The organism is Haloarcula argentinensis DSM 12282 (assembly GCA_000336895.1).
GTDB lineage: Archaea > Halobacteriota > Halobacteria > Halobacteriales > Haloarculaceae > Haloarcula > Haloarcula argentinensis.
Genome location: AOLX01000030.1, coordinates 165999 through 186567 on the forward strand (window position 1 = coordinate 165999; position 20569 = coordinate 186567).

At 55.8% G+C, this 20569-nt stretch carries 14 protein-coding genes and 3 pseudogenes; 11 read left to right on the forward strand and 6 right to left on the reverse strand.

The annotated features are described in order from the left end of the window. Positions 1 to 40: 40 nt before the first annotated feature. The 6 genes from C443_RS20335 (at position 41) to C443_RS20360 (ending at position 6673) form a co-directional block, all read left to right on the forward strand. Positions 41 to 1405, forward strand: a complete 1365-nt coding sequence (locus C443_RS20335; protein WP_005538819.1) for a bifunctional metallophosphatase/5'-nucleotidase — start codon at positions 41 to 43, stop codon at positions 1403 to 1405. A gap of 164 nt (positions 1406 to 1569) precedes the next feature. Continuing rightward, entirely contained in the window at positions 1570 to 2424 is an 855-nt protein-coding gene (locus C443_RS20340; protein WP_005538820.1) for a hypothetical protein, read from the forward strand. Between the two features lies 1 nt (position 2425). Further along, entirely contained in the window at positions 2426 to 4171 is a 1746-nt protein-coding gene (locus C443_RS20345; RefSeq protein ID WP_005538821.1) for an ABC transporter ATP-binding protein, read from the forward strand. Beyond that, positions 4171 to 4980: an energy-coupling factor transporter transmembrane component T family protein gene (locus C443_RS20350; protein WP_005538822.1), complete on the forward strand. Its 810-nt coding sequence runs from the start codon at positions 4171 to 4173 to the stop codon at positions 4978 to 4980. Before C443_RS20345 ends, C443_RS20350 begins: the two co-directional genes overlap by 1 nt. Positions 4981 to 5150: 170 nt before the next feature. Further along, a complete protein-coding gene (locus C443_RS20355; protein ID WP_005538823.1) occupies positions 5151 to 5897 on the forward strand; it encodes a 2-phosphosulfolactate phosphatase in 747 nt (248 codons plus the stop codon). Further along, on the forward strand, positions 5897 to 6673 hold the full coding sequence (locus C443_RS20360) for a PHP domain-containing protein (RefSeq protein WP_005538824.1): 777 nt from the start codon (positions 5897 to 5899) through the stop codon (positions 6671 to 6673). Before C443_RS20355 ends, C443_RS20360 begins: the two co-directional genes overlap by 1 nt. Before the next feature lie 9 nt (positions 6674 to 6682). On the opposite strand, the pseudogene C443_RS22290 reads toward C443_RS20360, so the two are convergent. Continuing rightward, a pseudogene (locus C443_RS22290) lies at positions 6683 to 6757 on the reverse strand (site-specific integrase); the annotation flags it as partial. Positions 6758 to 6991: 234 nt separating this feature from the next. Then, positions 6992 to 8236 (reverse strand): inorganic phosphate transporter, encoded by a 1245-nt coding sequence (locus tag C443_RS20365; protein ID WP_005538825.1) that lies wholly within the window; start codon positions 8234 to 8236, stop codon positions 6992 to 6994. Between the two features lie 412 nt (positions 8237 to 8648). On the opposite strand from C443_RS20365, the pseudogene C443_RS20370 reads away from it, so the two are divergent. After that, positions 8649 to 9272 (forward strand): annotated as a pseudogene (locus C443_RS20370) (hypothetical protein); the annotation flags it as partial. 184 nt (positions 9273 to 9456) lie between these two features. On the opposite strand, the gene C443_RS22295 reads toward C443_RS20370, so the two are convergent. Continuing rightward, on the reverse strand, positions 9457 to 10185 hold the full coding sequence (locus C443_RS22295) for a hypothetical protein (RefSeq protein WP_049944169.1): 729 nt from the start codon (positions 10183 to 10185) through the stop codon (positions 9457 to 9459). Between the two features lie 686 nt (positions 10186 to 10871). Continuing rightward, a complete protein-coding gene (locus C443_RS20380; protein WP_005538829.1) occupies positions 10872 to 11366 on the reverse strand; it encodes a DUF3592 domain-containing protein in 495 nt (164 codons plus the stop codon). Between the two features lie 469 nt (positions 11367 to 11835). On the opposite strand from C443_RS20380, the gene C443_RS20385 reads away from it, so the two are divergent. Next, positions 11836 to 13020 carry an ABC transporter substrate-binding protein gene (locus C443_RS20385; protein ID WP_049944170.1) on the forward strand — a complete coding sequence of 395 codons (1185 nt, stop codon included), beginning with the start codon at positions 11836 to 11838 and terminating at the stop codon, positions 13018 to 13020. 481 nt (positions 13021 to 13501) lie between these two features. Here C443_RS20385 and C443_RS22440 read toward each other — a convergent pair whose 3' ends face one another. Further along, positions 13502 to 13648, reverse strand: a complete 147-nt coding sequence (locus C443_RS22440) for a hypothetical protein (protein WP_005538834.1) — start codon at positions 13646 to 13648, stop codon at positions 13502 to 13504. A gap of 881 nt (positions 13649 to 14529) precedes the next feature. After that, positions 14530 to 15522, reverse strand: a pseudogene (locus C443_RS20395) (transposase). Positions 15523 to 15677: 155 nt separating this feature from the next. Between C443_RS20395 and C443_RS20400 the strand changes: the two are divergent. From C443_RS20400 to C443_RS20415, 3 genes are all read left to right on the forward strand, one after another. Beyond that, positions 15678 to 16508 (forward strand): hypothetical protein, encoded by an 831-nt coding sequence (locus C443_RS20400; RefSeq protein ID WP_049944171.1) that lies wholly within the window; start codon positions 15678 to 15680, stop codon positions 16506 to 16508. Between the two features lie 1517 nt (positions 16509 to 18025). Beyond that, positions 18026 to 18781, forward strand: coding sequence for a rod-determining factor RdfA (rdfA, locus tag C443_RS20410; RefSeq protein WP_005538840.1), 756 nt, complete (start codon positions 18026 to 18028; stop codon positions 18779 to 18781). Between the two features lie 2 nt (positions 18782 to 18783). Beyond that, a complete protein-coding gene (locus C443_RS20415) occupies positions 18784 to 20562 on the forward strand; it encodes an archaea-specific SMC-related protein (RefSeq protein WP_005538842.1) in 1779 nt (592 codons plus the stop codon). Positions 20563 to 20569: the final 7 nt, after the last annotated feature.

Here is a 20569-nt window from a genome sequence, read left to right on the forward strand (position 1 = left end):
GGTATTCACTTCTATGCCCCACTGGAATCGGCTCCGAAAGATGTCGATCCGGTTGCTCCACTACTCTGACATTGAGAACGCTTGCGACGACCCCGTGCGCATGGGTCGGCTTGCCGGAACGATCCGGTCGATCCGCGGTGAGGATGCAGTGGTCGCTGGCACCGGCGACAACACTGCACCGGGTGTCCTCGCTCATTACTACGAGGGGCATCAAGCGATGCCGTTTTTCCGGGCAGTGAGTACCGACGTCGAGACGGTAGGGAACCACGATTTCGACTTTGGGACTGCCCCCATTCTAGACGTGATCTCGAAGAGTCCACAGGAGTGGATCGTCGCGAACGTTTTTGAAGGGGAGAGTGAGGACGAGCGTGGCGTTCCATTCGCTGGGTTAGACGGAACGACGGTCCTGCACCGAGACGGGCGGCGAGTCGGATTCGTCGGCGTCATCGATCCGGCGACTCCCCGGATTGCACCCACCGGCGCGTCAGAGCTGAACGTGGCCAGTCCGGTCGAGAGCGTGCGGACAGCGGTCAGTGAACTCGGTGACAGTGTCGATCATTTCGTCGTTCTCGCACACTTGCGGAGCGACCTAGAGACCGCCGTTGCGGCCGTCGAGGGCGTCGACGTGGTCCTCGGCGGCCACGTCCACACGGAACGCCACGAGATTGCCGACGGAACACTGGTCGTCCGTCCCGGAGCGAACGGGCAGGTGGTCTGGGAAGTCGAGCTCTTTGACGGGACTTGCTCGCCGAGTGCCACCCGTCACTCGACAGCTGAGGGACCTCTCGACGAATCCGTGGCTGACACGACACGCGAGCAGCTGTCCGATGTCGGCTTGCTGGAGACTGTTGCCACTGTCGATGACCCGATCCATCGAGGTCTCGACCGGCGAACCCGCGGCGAGAGTCGTGTTGGCAATCTCGTGGCCAACGCCTATCGCTGGACGGCTGATACCGACGTCAGCTTCGTCCACAATGGCGGTCTTCGAGAGGGGCGACCCCTGTCCGGCGAAGTCACGGCTGGCGAGGTGGCCAGTGTGCACCCCTTCGGCGGTACGGTAGAAGTCCTCCACGTCACGGGTGAACAGCTACGCGCCCTCTTGGAGGCGGCCTTCCGTCCCCACCGCGAGGACGGACGGCTCTGGCACGGCGACGTCAGCGGAATGACCGTCGAGTACGATCCCGCGGCTGGACGGCTAATCGGCGTGGCTGTCAACGGCCAGAGTCTCGAAGCCGGTCGAGAGTACAGCCTTGCCACCAACTCCTACGTCGTCTACAGCGATGACTGGCCGATTCCACACGAGACGACCGTCGATTCGTTCGGTCTCCCGTTCAAGACCGTCGCAGATTACGCTCGCGAAGAGGGCATCACTGTCCAGATGGGTGGACGACTCCAAGATTGCTGACCGGTCCCGTCATGGATGTCCCCTTCTGCAACGCCACCTCACGTTATTGGAGACATCTAAACAGGGCCGTATATAGCATTATGAGCCACGGTGGCCAGTTCATAGTACTCAGTATACATATTATAAATGCTCAAACACGTCATCAGCATGCGTCCCAGTGTAGCATGAGCACACTCTCGGCTGATACGGAGGGTTGGTTCTCGTTTGGTAAACAGGACATGATGGTGTTCATACTCGTTATGTCCCTTACTGGGTTGCAGAATGCGTTCACAGAAATCATGCCTGAGTTCACGGTCGGACCGCTAGAACTGGGCGTTGGTGGCTTCATCTTTATCCCGATCGTGCTGGTGCTACTCTTCAGGACCTACTGGGCTGCAGTAGCCGTTCCTGTTGGCGAAATCGTATTCGGCGAAATACTGCTTGGTGAGTTCGATGGACTGGGTGCCATGGAGGGTTTGCTCCTCATCCCTGTTTGCTATTATTTCGCCGCGAAACTGCTTCAAGACCCGGAAAACACCACTCAGCTGGCAATTGTCGTGTTTCTGGCTGAGGCACTCGAAGAGTTCTTCGCTACGTTCATCGATATTGGGAAGGTGTATATCGGGGTTGAAGAATTGGAAGCCGTACCCGGTCTCCCCGAGAGCATTATCGTGCTTGAAGGGGTTGACTTTCTCACACAGATGCTGATCACGGGGATTCTTTTCGGCGTAATCCCCGCACTGTATCTCTACCCCAAGCTTCACGGGAAAGTCGAACCGCTGCTCGGTATGGAACCGTTTGAGGGTGAACGCGGCGGGTCGATGTGGCGTGGCTTTTCGCCGAAGGCGCTGTTGGCGGTGCTTATCACCTTCCCGCTCGCCTTCGTGGCCGAGGCTGCCAGCGAAGTCGGTGGAGCGGTCAACGTCGTCTGGGAGCCGGAATTCCTCGCGACGTTCGGCCAGAGTTACATCGTAGTCCCGATTGTCGTCTCCGCTATCGTGGCCTCCATCGTCTGGTACCGCGCAACGCAAACGGCCTAAGATGATGACAACGACACATAACTCTCACATTGACGTTGAACAACTGCAGTTCCAGTATCCTGGTGCTGAGGAAGCCGTGTTGTCCGGGGCAGATCTGACAATCGAACCCGGCGAGTTCGTCGCCATCATCGGTGGGAACGGGTCCGGCAAGACGACGCTGTGTAAGTCGTTTAACGGGATCATCCCCCATTTCTACGAGGGGGATATGCGAGGACAAGTTACCGTCGCTGGACACGATGTCTCGGAGAGCTCTGTTGCAGACCTCTCTCAGCATGTCGGCTACGTGTTCCAGGAGTTCGACAACCAACTTGTCAGTCCGACTGTCTTCGAGGAAGTCGCGTTCGCCCCGATGAACTATGGGCACGAGGACTACCGCGAGCGAGTCCACCGGACACTAGATCTGCTTGATTTGAGTGGGCTGGAGGACCGTTTCGTCTGGGAACTCTCCGGCGGGCAAAAACACTTGGTTGCGCTGGCAGCAGCAGTATCGCTAGACCCCGATATCCTCGTCGTCGACGAACCAGCGGCACAGCTTGACCCAGTCAACGCCCGAGAGACCTACGACCGCCTCGCCATGCTCAACGAAACCCATGGGAAAACCGTGGTCACTATCGAGCATCAGACAGAGTTCATCGCCGAATATTGTGATAGCGTTGTCCTCGTTGAGGATGGCATTGTCAGTTGGAAATTACCGGTCGAGACGGCCCTCAATCAGCTCGAAGATCTCAGAGGGCAGGATGTCCATCCCCCACAGGTCACGCGGATCGCCGAGCGCGTCCTTGATGATGCTCGCCCGCTCCCGGTGACACTTGCGGATGGCCTTGATTTGTTCACCGATTACGGCAGCACCACTGGAGCACGAACTGATGGATCATCGAAAGTGAACCAGACTGGGAAGCCTGTCGTCTCCTTTGATGACGTCTCACATTCATACGAGACACTCCGAAGCGGGACGAAAGACGTTCTCGATACCCTCTCACTGGATGTCTACCCGGACGAACGGGTCGTCCTCGCCGGCAGCAACGGTGCTGGGAAATCCACGCTCATGCAACTGGTGACTGGCTTGGAAACACCCGACGAAGGGACGGTAACCGTTGGCGGAACGGACACTGAAGATGTACTCCCGGAGCAGTTGGCCGAGGAGGTTGTGTACGTCAAGCAGAACCCAGAAGAGATGTTTATCGACGATAGTGTCCGAGCCGATGTCGGCCACTATCTCGACGACAGGGACTACCCGAACGTTGAGCAGCGAGTGGACGAGGTGATCGAATTCCTCGACTTGGAGAACCTCCAGTCCCGAGATGGCCGTCTGCTCAGCGTCGGCCAGCAGCGACGGGCGTCACTGGCGATCGGGCTGGCGACGAACCCGTCGATTATTTTGCTTGACGAACCAACCGGCAGTCTCGACCTCGCAAGCCGTGAGGAGGTCGGTCGAACCATCAACCGGGCAGGCGAGCGTGTCGAGACGGTTGTGATTGCGACACACGACCTCGAACTCGCGGCATCGTGGGCGACTCGTGTCGTCGTGCTCGACGACGGTGACATAATCGCTGACGGTCCGCCGAGTGACGTGTTTGCTGACCTTCCTGCCCTCAAACAAGCAAACCTTCACCCACCGCAAGTGGTTCGCTTGGGGACAGAACTCGATCTTACTCCTGCTCCACTCACAGTCGAGGCGTTCACAGATCGACTGAACACACCAAGTCCATCGACCGAGACAGCAAAATCGCCCGTGGAGGAGCAGTAATGACGACACTCGATACGCTTCGCGATGCCACGTCTGTCGAGGCGATCAAGTCTGACCTGCTCCGGACGGCCTACGAGAATGAAGGTTCGTTCCTCCACCGCTTGGACCCCAGAGTCCTGTTACTCTGGTACGTCGTCTTCCTGTTCGTCCCGTGGCTGTTCTACGACACGACCGTCCTTCTCGGACTGCTAGCGTTCGTGTCAGTGCTCGCAGTCCTGTCACGGGTCAGCCTGTTTCTCGTCGGGCTGATGGCGTTTACTGTGGCAACGACGTTAGGATCGTACGCTGTCGTGACTGTCTTCACGGGTGATCCCGTCGCGGCAATTCGAGCGCTAATACCGTACACGCTGAAGTTAACGATCATCTCCGTATCGAGTTTGGCAGTGTTCTCGAGCATGGGCCCGAAGACCCTCTCTCAGGGTCTCAGAAGTCTCGGGATTCCACGACAGTTTACGTTCCTCATCACGTACGGCTACCGGATGCTCCCAGTGCTGTTTCAGGAATACCACGATCTGGTGAACTCGTTCCGGCTACGGAGTACGGCTCCTGACTCACCCGGGCGATTCCGCTGGCGTCATTATGCCTACCTGCTGAAGCTATCGGTACGTGCGTTCTATCCGATGATATTCAATGTTGCAAAGCGAAGTCGAGTCACTGTCGAGGCAATGGAGGCTCGGGGATTCTCGCACTCACTAGCTAACGAAGCGAGTACAGAACTTCGGTTAGCAGATATGCAGATCCGGCCCAAGGATGTCGGATTCTTTGCCGGCTCTCTCTTTGTCGTTGCCGCGCTCGCGCTTTTCCTTTAATGTCTTTCCACCCTCTTCGTGTTCTCATTCTCACTCTCAGACTGCCGTTCCGATTGGTTGTACAGGGGATCTACTGGTGTTGTACAGACTTATTGAGGCATATATATCGAGTGTAACGGGTGTATAGCACTCTTAGCGGTCCTTTTGACATGACGGATTGAGTGAGAGATGTGAGCTTGATTACTGGTAACTCACTCGAATCGAAACTGCTGGAGACGATTATCCTCGGACGTGCAAAGATCCCGGATGATCCCGATCCAGGGAACTATGTCGTCGTCGACGTAGCGCAGTTCTCGACGACGGTCCCAGAACTATTTGCAAATGGCGCGGAGTATATTTACATTACCGAGGAACGAGGGAACGAACCAGCATTCAAGGCTGAGCATCCAGACGCGAAAATCGGCGGGAGTTCCGGCCCAGATTATCGAGGCGAAGAAGGATACGACTTCTTTAATTCGCCGAGTTTTGTGCAGGATATTGACGTCGCTGGTCGACCGACTGCGATGACCTCGACCAACGGTGGGAACGCAGTCACGGATCTTCGCTTAGCAGGCGGTGACGACATCGATATATACGTTGGTGGGTTGACTAACGGGAAAGCGGTTGCCAACTATCTCGCAGACAGCGACCACGAGACGTATTTTGTTGCCGCCGGCTCAAAAGGGAAACCCTCACCTGAGGATCTCGTTGGCGCGCTGTATATTGCGCGGCAACTGCACGGGAAGCCACTGACACCGGAGCAACGCGACATATATCGGGAGGTCGTTCAGTTTGGGAAGGGGCCGAAGTACGAAGAGAAACCGCAGACCAAACGGACGGATCTTTACGAGTACACACTCGCGTTCGACAGCCGTGACATCGTTCCGAAGCTGGACGGGCAACGACTCTATGACGTAAGTGGCGAGAGCGAGACCTGATGCAGACCGATATCCATACGCATACCACGTACTCGGATGGGTCGGATCTGGACGCAATGATTACCGCGGCCGAACAGGCTGGCTTGTCTGCACTCGGGCTGACCGATCATTGTATCGTCACTGCAGACGACTTCGGGCGACGTGCGAGATACGACCTCGTCGAAACGTATCAACAACGCCGGACGGATATTCGTGCTGCCAGAGCGACGACTGACCTCCGACTGTACGATGCTGCCGAGGTAAGCTACGTCGAAGGGACCGAGTCGCGAATTGCGGCGTTTCTCGACACGGCCGACTTCGCATACACTATCGGGAGCGTCCACTTCGCCGACCAGTACGACTACACCAGTGGGACACAGTACGGCACTGCGTCCGCAACCCAACGCCGGAGAGCCGTCGAGCGGTACTACGATGCGGTAGTTGCACTCATCGAATCTGAACTCTTCGACGTACTGGGGCATCTTGACCTCCCAGAACGCATTCCAGCATTGCGGCGGCACACAACTCGAGAAGATTACGAACGGGTCGCGCGGGCGCTTGTTGACTCCAAGATAGTTCCTGAAGTAAACGCTGGCCGTGTCCACGGCTCACTTGGGCGAGTACATCCTGATCCAGCGGTGCTAGATCTGTTCACCGAGTACGGAATCCAGTTCGTTCTTGGGTCGGACGGCCACACGCCTGCAGAACTCTCGAAGCGAGTCCCCGAACTACGAGCGGTAACTGGAACATTAGACCGGTATCCTGTTTCTGATGTACTACACGACAGTCAACCGTGAGCTCTGAAAATCCTCGTCATCGGAGACGGCGACGAGTTCCGCGCTTCGGGCTCCTGCGTAGGCGAGCAAGAAGCCGAGTGCCTGCGGTACTGCGGGGTCGGGGAACGGCTGAGGCGGCCTCGCCCTTTCTGAGTCCGCTAGGACGGTGGATGGCTGGCCGACTGACGTGACCGGTTGAACAGGTGTTCGTCCCGCTCGCCGCTGCCGTCTACAGGTGAGCAAAACTCACCGACGTCCCGTGCACTGCGTTCGCGGGACCCCCGCGTCGCTCGCGACCGACCATTCCGGGTGTATCACCGCTCGTATAGCGTCCACCCCTCACAGCAGCACTGCGAACACCGGGTAGGAAACGGCAACTGCCAGCGAGGGTGTCAGGACCCACATCGTGACGATCCGCTTGGCTGCCGCTGGGTCGAAGAGGCTTCGCTCGTCGAGATCGGCTGGCCCCTCTGCACCGATGTCCGGAACATCCGGGACCGCTTCTGACCCCTCCGCAGGCTCTTCGTGTCGGGCGATGTCTCCAATGGTCGGACTCGCTGGCGCCTCCTCGGCGCGTGATGTAACCAGTGCCCCTGTGGCGACATCGAGCTCCGACCGTTCGGGCGTCGGGGTGGCTAATTCCGAAAGCGTTGCAGCCCGACTCGCCCGCCCCCAGCCAAGCCCGATAATCGCAGAGGTAGTGCTGACCGCAAGACTCGCAGGGATTCCCAAGTATGAGAGGATCGTGATGACCGTCCCACCGACGACGGAGACGATCAGCGACGCGAGGATCGGGAGTTCCGTGATGTCGTCCCCGACTGTCTCCAGCGTACGCCGGGCGATTGTGAAACTCCCCAGTCCGAAGGCTACCACCGCGAGCAGGACTCCTTGGTCGACGGTAAGGGCGCCGCCTTCTCCGACAAGGGGTGCCACGGCGTTCGCCGCGTTCGACGCGCCCGCCGAGAACGCCATATAACAGCCGATGAGGACCACCGAAAGTGACCCGACGACGTCCTGTGGCGACGCGTTTTGGTTTAGATATGGGCGTGGAATTGTCCCTGAGCGGTCAATCTGGACGAAGTGGAGATCGAACTTCGTGAACGCGACGTAGCGGTCGAGATACGGGTAGAGGTAGCGCCCGACCACGAGCCCGATGGCGAGGCTCACCAGTGGGGCGACGATCCACGCCGAGACGATGACGAACATCAGCGCCTGATTGAGCGTGCCCGAGGCGAGCCCCAACCCCACGATGGCACCGACAGCCGTCATCGATGTGGAGGCTGGGACGCCGTAGAGATTCGATATCAACAGCGACGCGCCCGTAAAAAACAGAACCCCGACGCTTGCAATGGGCGTGAACTGGGCTGCCGGCACGATACTGCTGCTCATCGTTGCGATGACGTTCCGACCTACGGTCCATGCCCCGAGGAAGCCGAAGCCGACGAACAGAACTCCCGCAGTCGCCTTCCGAACGAGACGTGAACCCACCGCCGGCCCGAACGCTACACCTGTCGACGAGCCGCCGATGTTGAAGCCGACGAACACGGCGACAGCGATGCCGGCGACGGTTAGCAGTGACACCATTGTGTGGGTCAACGACTCCGGACTTTCAAATAATCCCCGACGCTCTTCTGAAGTCGTGTCTCGATGTTGTCATCCAGTCAGAGTTACAAGCGTTCATCCTCAGTGCCGTGCTTAACGAGTACGATCATCTCCCTCGTAACTCTGCACGTTCAGGGAACGGGAAGTGTCACTTGGCTGCAGTAGGCCGGCCTCAACCGGGAGTAGCATCCAAGCAACAGGCTTCGCGCCGGAGTCAAAGGCTTCTCTGGAAGGTATCATCCGGAACGCGGTCGAAGCGGAACCCGATATCATCTCGTTGGGTATTCCGACGCCCGATGACAGGAGACGATGGGAACGGCGCTCACTGACGGAGCTACCGCCATCCGCCCACGATCACGACTGCTGCGAGTACGGCTGCGCCGGCGTCGACTGAACCGGCTTCGGTCATCACGAGGAAGTCCAGACCTCGATGGAGTCGTGGGCTCCCGATGCCGGTGATGATTACGACGCTGATCCTGGCTACTGGCGCTTTCACGTTCTCCTGATGTCTCCCAATGAGATGAGCTTCGGGCAGCTAGTCGGCGAACCCGAGGAGAGACATAAGAAGGCCAAGACAGTGCTTGCCTGGGCTGCGGACTGTATCGACACCGACGTGCTCCAAGAGATTGAGCGGTCCCAAGCCAAGGATATCAAGCAAGCGTGGCGAGATGCAGCAGAGGCCGAACTGACGCGGCGTGAGATCGAACAGTTTGCTGAGGACCCGCCGGACGAACTCGATGGGTGGACGAAACTTGACGCCGACCACGACGCTGTCACGGTGGCCTACGTCGCTGACAACCACGGAACACCGTCGGTTGCGACCGTCTTCGAGAGCGCTAACGGCGAGTTGAAGACACTTGAGCTTACGCTGGAGGAATGGAAAGAGAACGACAGTGACCCTCGCGATGCGAGGCCGAACCGGTACTGTGTGACGACTGATGGCGACAGGGCCTACGTCCGTCTTCGGTCACATTTGCTGACCTTCGAGGTTGAGCCGATGGAGCGACTTGAACTGTAGGTTGCTCCAGCGATCAGTACAGGTGGTGCAGTGAGCATCCACACGAGCAGAGTGAGTGCAGTATCCTGAACGCGAGCGAATCGAATGCACGCCCGAGGCAGGAAAAGGTAGCTTCGCAGACTCATTGAACGGCTATTTCACCGAGAACAGCGTCCGACCAGTAGAGTTCAAAGTATTACTGAAGCTACTTTTCCGGCATCCACGCTGGCCGGGGTACCGTCGCGTTTCCAAACTCAGAAACCTCATATATTGTTTGCTGAGTGAACTTCTCGTTCCCTCTCGTGATGTTGAATTCTGCGATGTATCCTTCCTCGGCAACAATGATGTGCCCGGTTGCGGTATTGGCTGGGACAAAGTCAGGGTCTCTGATACCAGTCACAGTGTATCTGACAGCTGTCGTCCCCTCAACAATAACAGTCTCTGTCGCGTTTATTTCGAGACTCAGCAAGGGCCGTCGAAGTCCCTCGTGCGAGGCGACACGCTCTCGTTCCCAATCCTCGCCGGGACGCTGTTCCAACTCGCCTGATATTCGATCATACTTGTACACACCATCAGCGTTATAATATGTGTGTGAGTCCGTACCGTACCTCGTATCGACAAACCGTATTTCAGCGGTGCCAGCATCGGCATCGAGCGTCCGCACTATCGTGCGGTTCTTGCCGCCGCTGATAGTAGTCAACCGGCTTTTGCGGGATGTGTTCTTCACCGTCGCAGAATGCGTTTGCAGTGCAGTAGAGACGTTTGAAACTGTTATCCCCTCCTGAGACCACCCCGGTGGATACGAAAAGTTTTCGACCGTCGATTCGGGAGTCTGGGTCTGTTGGTCTGTGGTAGGTACCCCAGCACAACCAGCCAAGAGGATGACAACAGCCAGTGTTACCGCAGGGAGGGCATCTTGAGGGCGGTTGACCATATCAGCACAAATTAGCTACCAGTAAAGATGCTTGTGATAGCTCTCTATCAAGACAAGCAATGTATTCGAGATAGGTCCGTATCGATTGGATAGCCAAATTTGGACGAAAATCAGTTACTGGTGCTCAGAACGCAGGTCTACCTTGAACCTGGTTCACTCGCTTTCACAGGTAATTTTCTCAGGCTGGATCAGCAGGTCCACATCCTAGCTCGTGATCGTGTTGCTGTCTCGCCACTGCAAATAGTAAATTACGGTCATCCATCGTCTTCGTGGTAAGCGTACCCGTTATTTGTGAAATCTCTGCCTTCTCACGCGCCTCGGCAAGTTGGTCCTCTCAGTCATCTTCGTCCCAGTCCTCCGGTGTGTCGGGTTGGTCTGTGGATTGATCGCCCGTTTCGGCTGCCACTTCTAGGTCTGCACAGAGTGTCTCGATATCCTCGATGCTCGTTCGTATATCTCAGTCAACTCTGGGGGGATCGAGTCACGGTCAATGGCTCGGCGTTTTTCGAATCCGGTCTCGGCATGGGCGGGATCGGGCATGTGCTAACCAACGCACTCTCATTAGTTGTCGGTTGTGTTGGTTAGCTACGTGGAACTGCGATTACGGTCGGTTACAAGCTAGCATTATCCCTGCTCCAGCGACTGGTAAGGATTCTCGAAGACGGCGGTCGATTATACGTGGTGGCTCAGATCTTTCTCACTGCCGAAAAAGCTGCAAAGAGAGCGAATAATCCACCAATACCGATAGCTATGATTGGTGCACTCGATGTTTTGTTCTTTAGAAACGCATCTCCTGGCTCGTCTGGCGACACATATGCAGTTGTCTGTGTTCCCTGTTCGTAATCCTCAACCGCTGATTCGGCTGCTGATCGTGTCTCATAATTACGCTCAATATTCGCTGGATAGAGTTTTGTTCCAGTGTATCTTGTCCCATTGTACGTGTATTCAAATTCGACGGTTGGTTCGTACTCTACGCCCGGGTTCGATGATGTGCCACTATCTGTCTCGATGCTGAGTTCTGTGACAGTCGCGTCCACTTCAACCGAATTTCGAACCGCTTCGGTCTGCTGGACGTAGTCAAATCCGCCGTAGCCGGCGATAGCAATACCGACAAGCATGTATAGTACTGCGCCGCCCAGGGTATCAGGACCGTTCACACTGAGATCTGAATCCTTGGCCATACTACTAGCCCCCTTCAGATTCTTCGGACGTTCTCGGCACCCAATTGTCACCGCAGTTCCTGAGTAATTGTGGACTAGCTCGCTTCTGTAACTGAATGTGACAGGGCAAGCATGGGGTGTCTACAGTTCGGATATAGTGCTGTGAGAGTGGGCCGTGGGGCCTCTGGAGGGCGGAATTCACAACGTAGCATCCTGTTCTCTAGTCACTAAAAAGATGTTATAGAACAGTTTGCATACCCTCAATAGCGCCTTCCATCAGATGGTTAGTACAAACGGTACTGCCCAGTTGAGTCAGTTTGAGACGCGAGCAGTTCGTGTCCGTTTGCCCATTTGCTACCAGACAATCTGCTAACTGTCTTTCGAGTGGTTGGGTAGTGTCGGACCCGATTTCTCTCTATGGGTTGATGACGCTACGAATGAGTTGTTGCGTTCCAAAACAGTTTTGAATATTTAGGTTGGCCTAAATCGTGTGCAAGACAATTCCACCGGCTCTCGTACATCGACGCGACGAGATCTCATTAAGTACGGAAGCGCCCTCGTCGGTAGCGGATTGCTCGCTGGTTGTACCGATGGGGATGGCTCCCAGTCCAACACGAATGAGTCGGGTTCTATACAGACCACGACGAGGACCTCTGACACGACCACGGCGGATAGTTCGTACTCAGTGTCGATAGAACCGGCCGGCGAAGTGACCTTCGAGTCCGTTCCCGAAACGTGGGTCGCGGAAAACGCCAGTTGGGGAGACATGGGTGTCGCACTCGGTTTGGAGAAGCCGAGCGCGGTCGTCCTCACGGGTGAGTACCGAACGTGGGCATACGAGGACATTCCGGGCCTGTCCACAAGCAAGGAAGATATGGTCTCGCTCTGGCAGGACGGGATTTCCAAGGAGATTCTCTTGGAAATCGATAGCGGCGTCCATTTTATCGACCCGAACTATATGATTAATCTCATCCCCAACTGGGAACGTGCGGATGTTACGGAGATGGCTGACCGAATCTCTCCGTTCTGTGGCAACACGAGTTTCTCGACGTATCCGTGGCACGAAGACTATCCGTACTACTCGCTGTATGAGGCCACCGAGAAGGTCGCACAGGTATTCCAGCGAATGGACCGCTTTGATGCGCTTCAGACGCTCCACGACGAGACCATTTCGGGCATACAGGAACGACTGCCACCCGAGAGCGAGCGGCCGGCTATCGGGCTCCTCTCTCCAGCATCAACCGAACCGGAAAAATACTATCCGTATCGGCTCGATGACACGACCGCATACAAACACTGGCACGACCTCGGTGTGAGCGATGCTTTTGAAGTTTCAGATATCCAGAGTTTCACCTCAGACCGCGGCACCATCGATTACGAGACGCTATTGGAGGTCGATCCCGAGATTATGCTGTTCTACACAGACAAGTATTGGACGCGCTCGGAATTCCGTGAAACGTATCTTACGTCCCTCCAGGATCACAGCGTGGCGAGCCAACTTAGCGCGGTCCAGAACAGAGAAGTCTACCCGGCGGGCGGGATGTACCAGGGCCCAATTATCAACCTCGCAAAGACCGCGCGTGCTGCAAAACAGCTATTCTCCGATATCTTTGATCAAGACGAGCAACTGTTCAGTCGTCAACGAGTTGCCAACATTCGGAACGGAGATATTTAGGCCGCTTAGCTGACTCTCGGCATCACACCCGTTGTGAACTGAGGAATCGCTGTGGTCGCTCCGTTCGTGTCACGACCACTCACTACATTCCTGGAAACAGGAGGTCGTTCCCGGTTCTTGCAGCTGGCAGACAGCGGCGTCGGCGGCGACTAGCCGTATGGATGCATTGTCGTCGTCCGGACCAGCGTGTCACTGGATTCACCGGTAGCGGCGCACTCCTGCTGGTAGGGTTACAGTCGTGATCGATACCGGGGTGAGTACTAAGATCGGTCATTCTTTGAGCACTGCCCGACGCTCGATGGCAATCTCGTGGGTACAACACGAGCGATCAGTTATCTTCTCCTCTGAAGGGGTGAGGACGGCTGCTGTCGCGTTCAACCAGTGCGTAGTCTGTGTGGGTGACCGTGAACGACATGCGGTCATCAACCCGACCAAGTGTCTGAGCCAACTGTCGGCGTGTGGCTGTGTCCGGGCCGGATGCTTACAGTCTGTAGAGCGGTTCTGTTGGGATGTCCGCCAGCAGGACATCCGTGGCGTGATCGTCGGTGACGGAGCTGATTAGCAACAGCGGCTCACTGTTGATGGTCGTGATAGCGGCGATCTCGCCGACGGTCGGCTGTGGAGTCATCGGCCTGCCTCCCGAGAACGTACGTGTGAGTGTGTAGCTGTCGAATTATCGACAGACGGCAAGCGGATATCACAACCCATTTTATTACCAACTGCATACTAGTCGGTTAGGTTCTGCCCCCCGCTCCATGTTTCCCTGATAGCCAGTTGTCCTATCGAATGTGTTGGGTGCAGGACCTGTCGTCTGCAACGGCGACATTGGGTGGTGCGTGGCACGCCGCTTTCCCCCGGCTGCCACCCGCCTTGCTGTTGCTCGGAATGTAAGAGCTGTGCAGTTGCTTCTGTATTCCGTAGCTGGTTGTTCAGTCGGTCGTGGATCGTCGACAAACCGACAGACAGCGTGGGGATATCACAAACGTTTTCGTGGCCACTCGTGTCAGGACTACATGGGTTCCGTGCCCTGTCCGATCCCATTGGATTCATCCATCCTCCCAATTGTGTCGGGGCTGGAGCCTGTCGTCGACATCCACGACGGCGACAATGGATGGTGCGTTGCATCCCAACTCTCCCATCCACAAGCAACCCACCATTCTCTTTGCGTGACCAGTAGCGACCGGTGTTCTGTGAGTGAGTGCGGAAACTACGGCTCGCATCATGTGGTGTACCGGGAGTGGACGGACATCAGGAGTGTGGCGGTAGAGTATTGAGACGCTGTCGCTCGCTAGCAGGAATGCCATTCACTGGGAGTACAGTGTAGCTGCACGGGCTCTGGTACCTGGCTAGGGCCACGCTCCGGTGTGTACCCGTTCGCTTGGGACTCTGCTCGGCAGTCATTTATTGCTCGGGTACTTCCCTGAAACGACTACTCGGTAAGCCTGCACATTGACCACTAATCTGTCACCGAAGGATTATACTGACGTTGAGGGTGTCATAGAACTCTTGTCACACCATGATGATCGTGCTTCCCGGATTGTCTCCGCGTTCGTAGTTGGTGATTGCGACGACGAGGCGAAGACACAGCGCGAGGCAATACTTGCGCTCGTGCGTGGACGCGGCCTCGAGCGTGCGTTCGTCCGAGGCCGGAATTCTTCACTGATTCGTTGGTTCGTTCAGTTCCAGTACGGCGACTATACGTCTCGTCTATCGTCGATTGTTTCAGCTGGATATCTTCGCTATGTTCGGTGATGTGGTTTTCAACCCTGTACTCAATGTCAAATGGGTCGTCAGTGTTTCGCGCGTTGTACGGTGCCACTGGCACGACCACCTGCTGGTCGCAGGGGTCGTGCCAGTGGAGCGTGTCGTAGGCGCTGTCACCGACCGTCACACCGGTCTTGCGACGGCGAGCGCGTCACGCGTGACGCGCATCGCCGTCTCTTCTGGTGCTTGTTTGCTTTCCGTGAACTCCACCGCAATTGGGATTTGTGACCCGGTCGAAACAATCGTACAACCATACCCGTAGTAGTACTCTTCGGCGGTTGGATCGTAGCACTTCGACGCATCTTTATCAGCGGGCATCGCCCTCACATCGGTCGAATCGATGCAGTAAGTCAAGTCGAGCAGGCCGCGCCAGGCGGCCTGCTCGACGAGTCGGTCAAAGACCCCATCGACGACGTGTTCGAGGTCGGTGAGAAAGCGATCGACTGCGTCTATCGAGGGCAGTCGATCGAACCCACAGCTAAGCCAGACAACCGTATTCCGAAGCCCCCGCTCAACCGGGCGAATGCCGTAGATATCGTGGTAGTAGCAATGAAGGAAGCCACGCATCATCTCTAGAGGCTCGTGTTCTCGTGTTCGCCCCGTCTCCGCCGGGGAGAACACGTCAAAACCTTCGAGAGACTCGAAGGAGAGGTATTCAAACAACGCCAGCGTCTCAGTCTCCGCGACATTGAAAACCGACTCTACCGACGGGTCATCTTGCAGGGTCGCTGGACTCATCCATCTCAGCGTTCACCCTGCTCTTTGGTGTGTAACTGTTCTATGACACCTTCTTAAGAGGGCAAGTCTAGAACGGCCGTACAGCCCCTAATTTTATATTACTTCGATATCAAATTCCATGGAACCTATATGCAAGATCTGGGGGAACCTGACCTATGAATCCACTCGATAGGTTGATGTCGATCTTCGGGAAGTCCACAAACGAATCTGAATTAGACGACAATCACGGACCCCGTTCCGGAACAGAAACAACCCACCAGAATACACATTCTGTGAGTAAACCTGAGAAGAGCAACCACGAGGGAAGACTTGATACCTCGAAACCAGAGGCTGCGTCTCGGATCGCTGATCTTCTACGGGATTTGGGCTTCGATGCTGACAGCGTTAGACGGTCCTACGAACAGTACTACAACTGCGAGTTAGAAGAGTCCAAGACTATTGAAGACTACATTTTGGACGAGGATGAGACCTTTTATAATGTCCGCGAGGGTGAACCGGTCCCCGTATATAATACCGTTCACACGTTTCTCAGATTATCCACTCGGGGTGTGTTTTCAGATTGGAAATATCCCGAGGACGTGCCGCAAAAATCGCTCAGTGCGGTTTTAGAGAATTACGGCTACAAAATCCGGTTTTATGCTAATTCAGGCGAACGAGTTGGCTGGTGGGGGCCGGATCAATCCTACTATCTCGATGATGGTGAATCCTTTAGGATCGAACTCCTCGATAGAGACGATGAACGAGTTGATTCCTTCGAATTTGCCTATCCGGATACGAAATATGGCCACAATCGATTTGACTTGGTTGTCGACGAAATCAACGAATATCTCCTTGCAGATCTTCCTTTTCGGTTCTACGAATTAGCGGACACAGGCGACAACTATTCATTTCTCCTTCTTGAATCTGAGATCATAGAACATCTGGAAAACAAGTACGGAGAGGATGTGAGTATAGCAGGAAAAACTCTCATATCGGAGTTCGCGTAGTATGGTTGGTGGTCTCAGGATTGTGTTTCGGTACAACGGAGGCAAACAACACCCTTGTGAACTGTTCTATGACACCCTATGATGTCCGCAATTCTCACACCGGTACACTGGCCGCCATCCACCGCCTGTCACAAACCGCTTGGCGTAAGCGTCTACTGCTCCACATTTAGGACAGACTTCAGGTGGCTCAATAAGATTATCGCCCACAACCACGATTCGCCACGTGTCAGTGTAAGCATTGGGCTGTACTGATCAACTCTCAAGGCGATGAACAGACTGTCTCGCCAGAGTCGTTCTCTTACCGTGAGACGGACGCCGCGCCGCAGTAACCCGAGTCTGCTCGAGATGACGTGTCTGGCCACCGATGACTATCGCGAAGAATGATGCGGTCTAAAGTGTCTATGCAACAAGGATAACCACACGTTGGTCAAAGCGTAACCCAAGTCCCTCGTAATCGCTCTGTTCTGTGGTCTCGCTGTTGGCGGTCTTGTCTACCGGTTCTTGCTTCCGGATTGGTTCTTCGCGCTCGGCATTGCAGCAGTGTACGCCGGTAGTGTGTATTTCTATGTCTCATGTGAGATCCCGCTGCTTGGAGAACAGATCACGTTTCGGAAGCAACCACATAGACTCGGCCATGCGATCGGGATATTCGGGCTGAGTATAAGTCCAGTAGCACTCATCGAATACGTTGACCTACAAGGACCCGAGGTCGCTGGAGTTCTTGTCTGGATCACTGGTGTGGTTGCCTACCTTCTCTTGGTGTCACTCGCTCAAAGCCAAGAGTAATATTGGCAACTCAGACAGACCAGTGCATTATCCATAGCTGTCGGTAACTGGCTCTCCCGGCAGGATTGCAGCTGATGTAAGATCCATCTATCGCCATTCGCTCGCCCTTCGCAGGCAACGACTTATTTTTGTGTGGCGGCTCGGTGTGCCGACCTTCTAATAAGTCGTGAGATCGGCCACTGGAGAGAAAAATACAATTGATTAGCCACATCGAATACGGCCGTTGAGGGTCGTGAAAAGCTTCAAAAGGATCTCAGTACCGAGCTCTCAGAAGAGTCGAAGCAACTTCAGAAACCAAACATGGCCGCTGCCGTCGAACAGTTTCCGACAGGCGTAGCGATTTTGATTGATCGCCTGCAAACGTCTGTCGAAACACGGACAGTAGATTATAAACAATCCCATTTCTTCATATAACTCTAAGACCAACTACAACGAAGATACATCTCACGTATTATCCAGAAATATGCCCTAAGTTATTACTAATGGCCAGCAAATAGTGTATATCTGTCTTCGGATACGAAAATATGGATACAAAATGCTGTTGAGTACGAAGCTATACAAACACAAACGCAAGAATATAACCATCCCTGTTCCAGTACCGCGAAAGAAGAAATGGACAACGATTGGTTCAGAGCGTTCAGCTTTACATGGAATCAACTCATTTGAACGCGAGCCAAATGATAGTACGCACGTTTAATAGTCGGCATCCCTTTGATTCGGGTAGAAACAGTATGGGATGCAAGGTCGAGACACTGGCTGACCGGTATGACCTCACCGCCCCTGGGTCAGGGGACCACTCTCTCGACGAGTATCTCGTGGCTCGCTGGACCGGCCGTGACGGACGATCAGCGGACGGGTACAAATCGCTTACGGAGTGGTTCAACAAACGGGTTCTCAAAGAGCTATACGCCGAAGTAGATCGGGAAACACTCGATGTCCATCTGGACCGTGAGTACGAACTCATCACCGGTGATGACGACGTAGCGTACGACGAGCTGGCAGCCGCGCTTGCTGCTGATGGACTCGACATCGAGCGCATCGAGAGCGAACTCATCTCTTGGAGCACGATGCGCCATCATCTCAAGGGGTGTCTCGAAGCGGACAAAAACACTAACGAGGCGAAGACCGACTGGGAGTCAAACACCGTCGAGGTCGCCCGACAGCAGACCGAGGAAAAGGCACAGTCGGTTCTCTCTTCGCTGGCATCGAAGGAGCGACTCGCAGACGCTGAGTCCGCCGAAGTGGATGTCCAGGTAAAACTCGGCTGTTCGGATTGTTCTGTTCGGGTCCCGTTCGACGAGGCAGTCGAGCGTGGCTATGTCTGTGAACAGCACGTCTCAGATGAGGGCGAGAAAGAGACCGCCGTGGATAGCTGGAAGAACACTCTCTCGTCGGTGATTACACCCTACGGCGCGGTCGAAGCGGTTCAGTGTCTAATACTCGAAGAACCATCCCTCTTGGAGACACTCCTGCTCCCGGCCTTCTGAACATGACATGGGAACTCACAGTCGAGAATATCGCCGGGATTCGTAGCGCAAACGAGGCAATTGTACCTGGAGTGAACGCCGTCCGGGCGAGTAACTGGCAGGGGAAATCGAGCTTTCTACAGGGTGTCCAGGCAGTGTTCGGGACTGAGACGCCGCTCACTGAAGGTGCCGACCAGGGCCGAGTCGAACTCAACGCGGACGGCGAGGCGTTCGAAGTTCGACTCGAACGGGACGGCGTGGCGGTCAGTCGACGCGGTACCCCGTACCTTTCGTCCGAGTACGACCGAATCTGTGCCGATCTGTTCGCGTTTCTTGACGAGAACAACGCTGTGCGAAAGGCAGTCCGAGATGGCGAACCACTTGAGCCATTGCTTACGAGGCCGCTCGATTTCGAGGACATCGACAGCCAACTGGCCGAACTGCGGTCCGAACGAGACCAGGTGGAACGCGAACTCGAACGGGCTAACGATGCGGCAGAGCGGCTCCCCAAACTGCAGGAGCGAGAGACCAATCTTGAGGCTGAGCTTGAGGAACTACGCAGCGAACGGGAGGCGCTTGACGCCGACGGCGACGACACCGAGGCCAGAGCAGAACTCAGCGACCTCCGTGCAGAGCGAGAACGCGTGCAGCGACGTGTCGACCGACTCGAACAGACTGTCGAGCGAGTGGAAAGCCGGCTCGCCGAGAATCGCACTGAACTCTCTGAGCTGACTGTCCCGGAGGAGAGCGATATAGAGACGGAGTTAGAGCAGGTCCGCGAGCGTCTTCGATCACTCGAACGGGACCGGGAGCTGTTACAGGGGGTTTTCGAGGCTAACAAGCGGGTACTCGATTCGGATCGAACTGAGTTGCTGACTGACGTCTCTCGGGATGTGCTTGGGGACACAGCCGAGTGTTGGCTCTGTGGGACGGAGACGACGAGCGACGAAATGGCTGACAAGCTCGACGCATTGGACGAGCAAATTACCGAGCTACGTCGGGAGGAATCAGAGTACCGGACACGAGTCGAAGAGCTTGACGCCCGCCGAGATGAGGTCAAAACCGCCCGCCGGCAGGAAGCGGACTTGACGGACCGAATCGCCGAGCTAGAAACGTCTCTCGACGAAAAAAACGAGGAACTCTCTTCGGCCCGCGACCGACTGGTTGATCTGGAGGCCCGCGTCGATGAGGTGACAGAGTCCGTCGAGACAGAATCGGAACGGCTCACCGATATCGAGAGTGAGATCAAATATACAGAAGCCGAACTCGAAAATGTTCGAGCGGAACTGGCCGACGCCGAGTCCCGTGCCGAGCAGCGTGAGATGCTCAGCGCGGAGTACGACGATCTCACGGCCGAGATCGCTTCGCTTCGGAACCGTAAAGATGAGATCAAGCAGGACCTCCGCGAGTCGTTTTCGACGGCGCTAGCGGAGCTGTTCGAACGTTTCGATACTGGTTTCGAGATGGCTCGCCTGACCAGTACGTTCGACCTTGTCGTCGCTCGTGATGGGCGCGAGACGACACTCGATGCCCTTAGCGAGGGTGAGCGGGAGCTACTCGGTTTCGTCGTTGCTCTCGCCGGTCACGAGGCATACGACGTGGGTGAGCGTGTGCCGGTGTTGCTCCTTGACGGGCTGGGAAGCCTCGCAAGTGATAACATCGCTACCTTCGTCGAGTACACCGCGGATCGTGTTGACTATCTTGTCTTGACAGCGTATCCTGAACATGGTGGGTTTGACGCAAACGAACTCTCCCCATCCGATTGGGATGTCGTCTCTCATCGGGCCGACACCAAAGCGTAACGCTAAC

Excerpts from the sequence above, each read along its gene's own strand:
- C443_RS20360 (WP_005538824.1), top strand. The coding sequence starts at position 5,897 with ATGCAGACCGATATCCATACGCATACCACGTACTCGGATGGGTCGGAT.
- C443_RS20380 (WP_005538829.1), bottom strand. The coding sequence starts at position 11,366 with ATGGCCAAGGATTCAGATCTCAGTGTGAACGGTCCTGATACCCTGGGC.
- C443_RS20400 (WP_049944171.1), top strand. The coding sequence starts at position 15,678 with ATGAATCCACTCGATAGGTTGATGTCGATCTTCGGGAAGTCCACAAAC.
- C443_RS20335 (WP_005538819.1), top strand. The coding sequence starts at position 41 with ATGTCGATCCGGTTGCTCCACTACTCTGACATTGAGAACGCTTGCGAC.
- C443_RS20350 (WP_005538822.1), top strand. The coding sequence starts at position 4,171 with ATGACGACACTCGATACGCTTCGCGATGCCACGTCTGTCGAGGCGATC.
- rdfA (WP_005538840.1), top strand. The coding sequence starts at position 18,026 with ATGGGATGCAAGGTCGAGACACTGGCTGACCGGTATGACCTCACCGCC.
- C443_RS22440 (WP_005538834.1), bottom strand. The coding sequence starts at position 13,648 with ATGACTCCACAGCCGACCGTCGGCGAGATCGCCGCTATCACGACCATC.
- C443_RS20415 (WP_005538842.1), top strand. The coding sequence starts at position 18,784 with ATGACATGGGAACTCACAGTCGAGAATATCGCCGGGATTCGTAGCGCA.
- C443_RS22295 (WP_049944169.1), bottom strand. The coding sequence starts at position 10,185 with ATGGTCAACCGCCCTCAAGATGCCCTCCCTGCGGTAACACTGGCTGTT.
- C443_RS20365 (WP_005538825.1), bottom strand. The coding sequence starts at position 8,236 with ATGGTGTCACTGCTAACCGTCGCCGGCATCGCTGTCGCCGTGTTCGTC.
- C443_RS20345 (WP_005538821.1), top strand. The coding sequence starts at position 2,426 with ATGATGACAACGACACATAACTCTCACATTGACGTTGAACAACTGCAG.
- C443_RS20340 (WP_005538820.1), top strand. The coding sequence starts at position 1,570 with ATGAGCACACTCTCGGCTGATACGGAGGGTTGGTTCTCGTTTGGTAAA.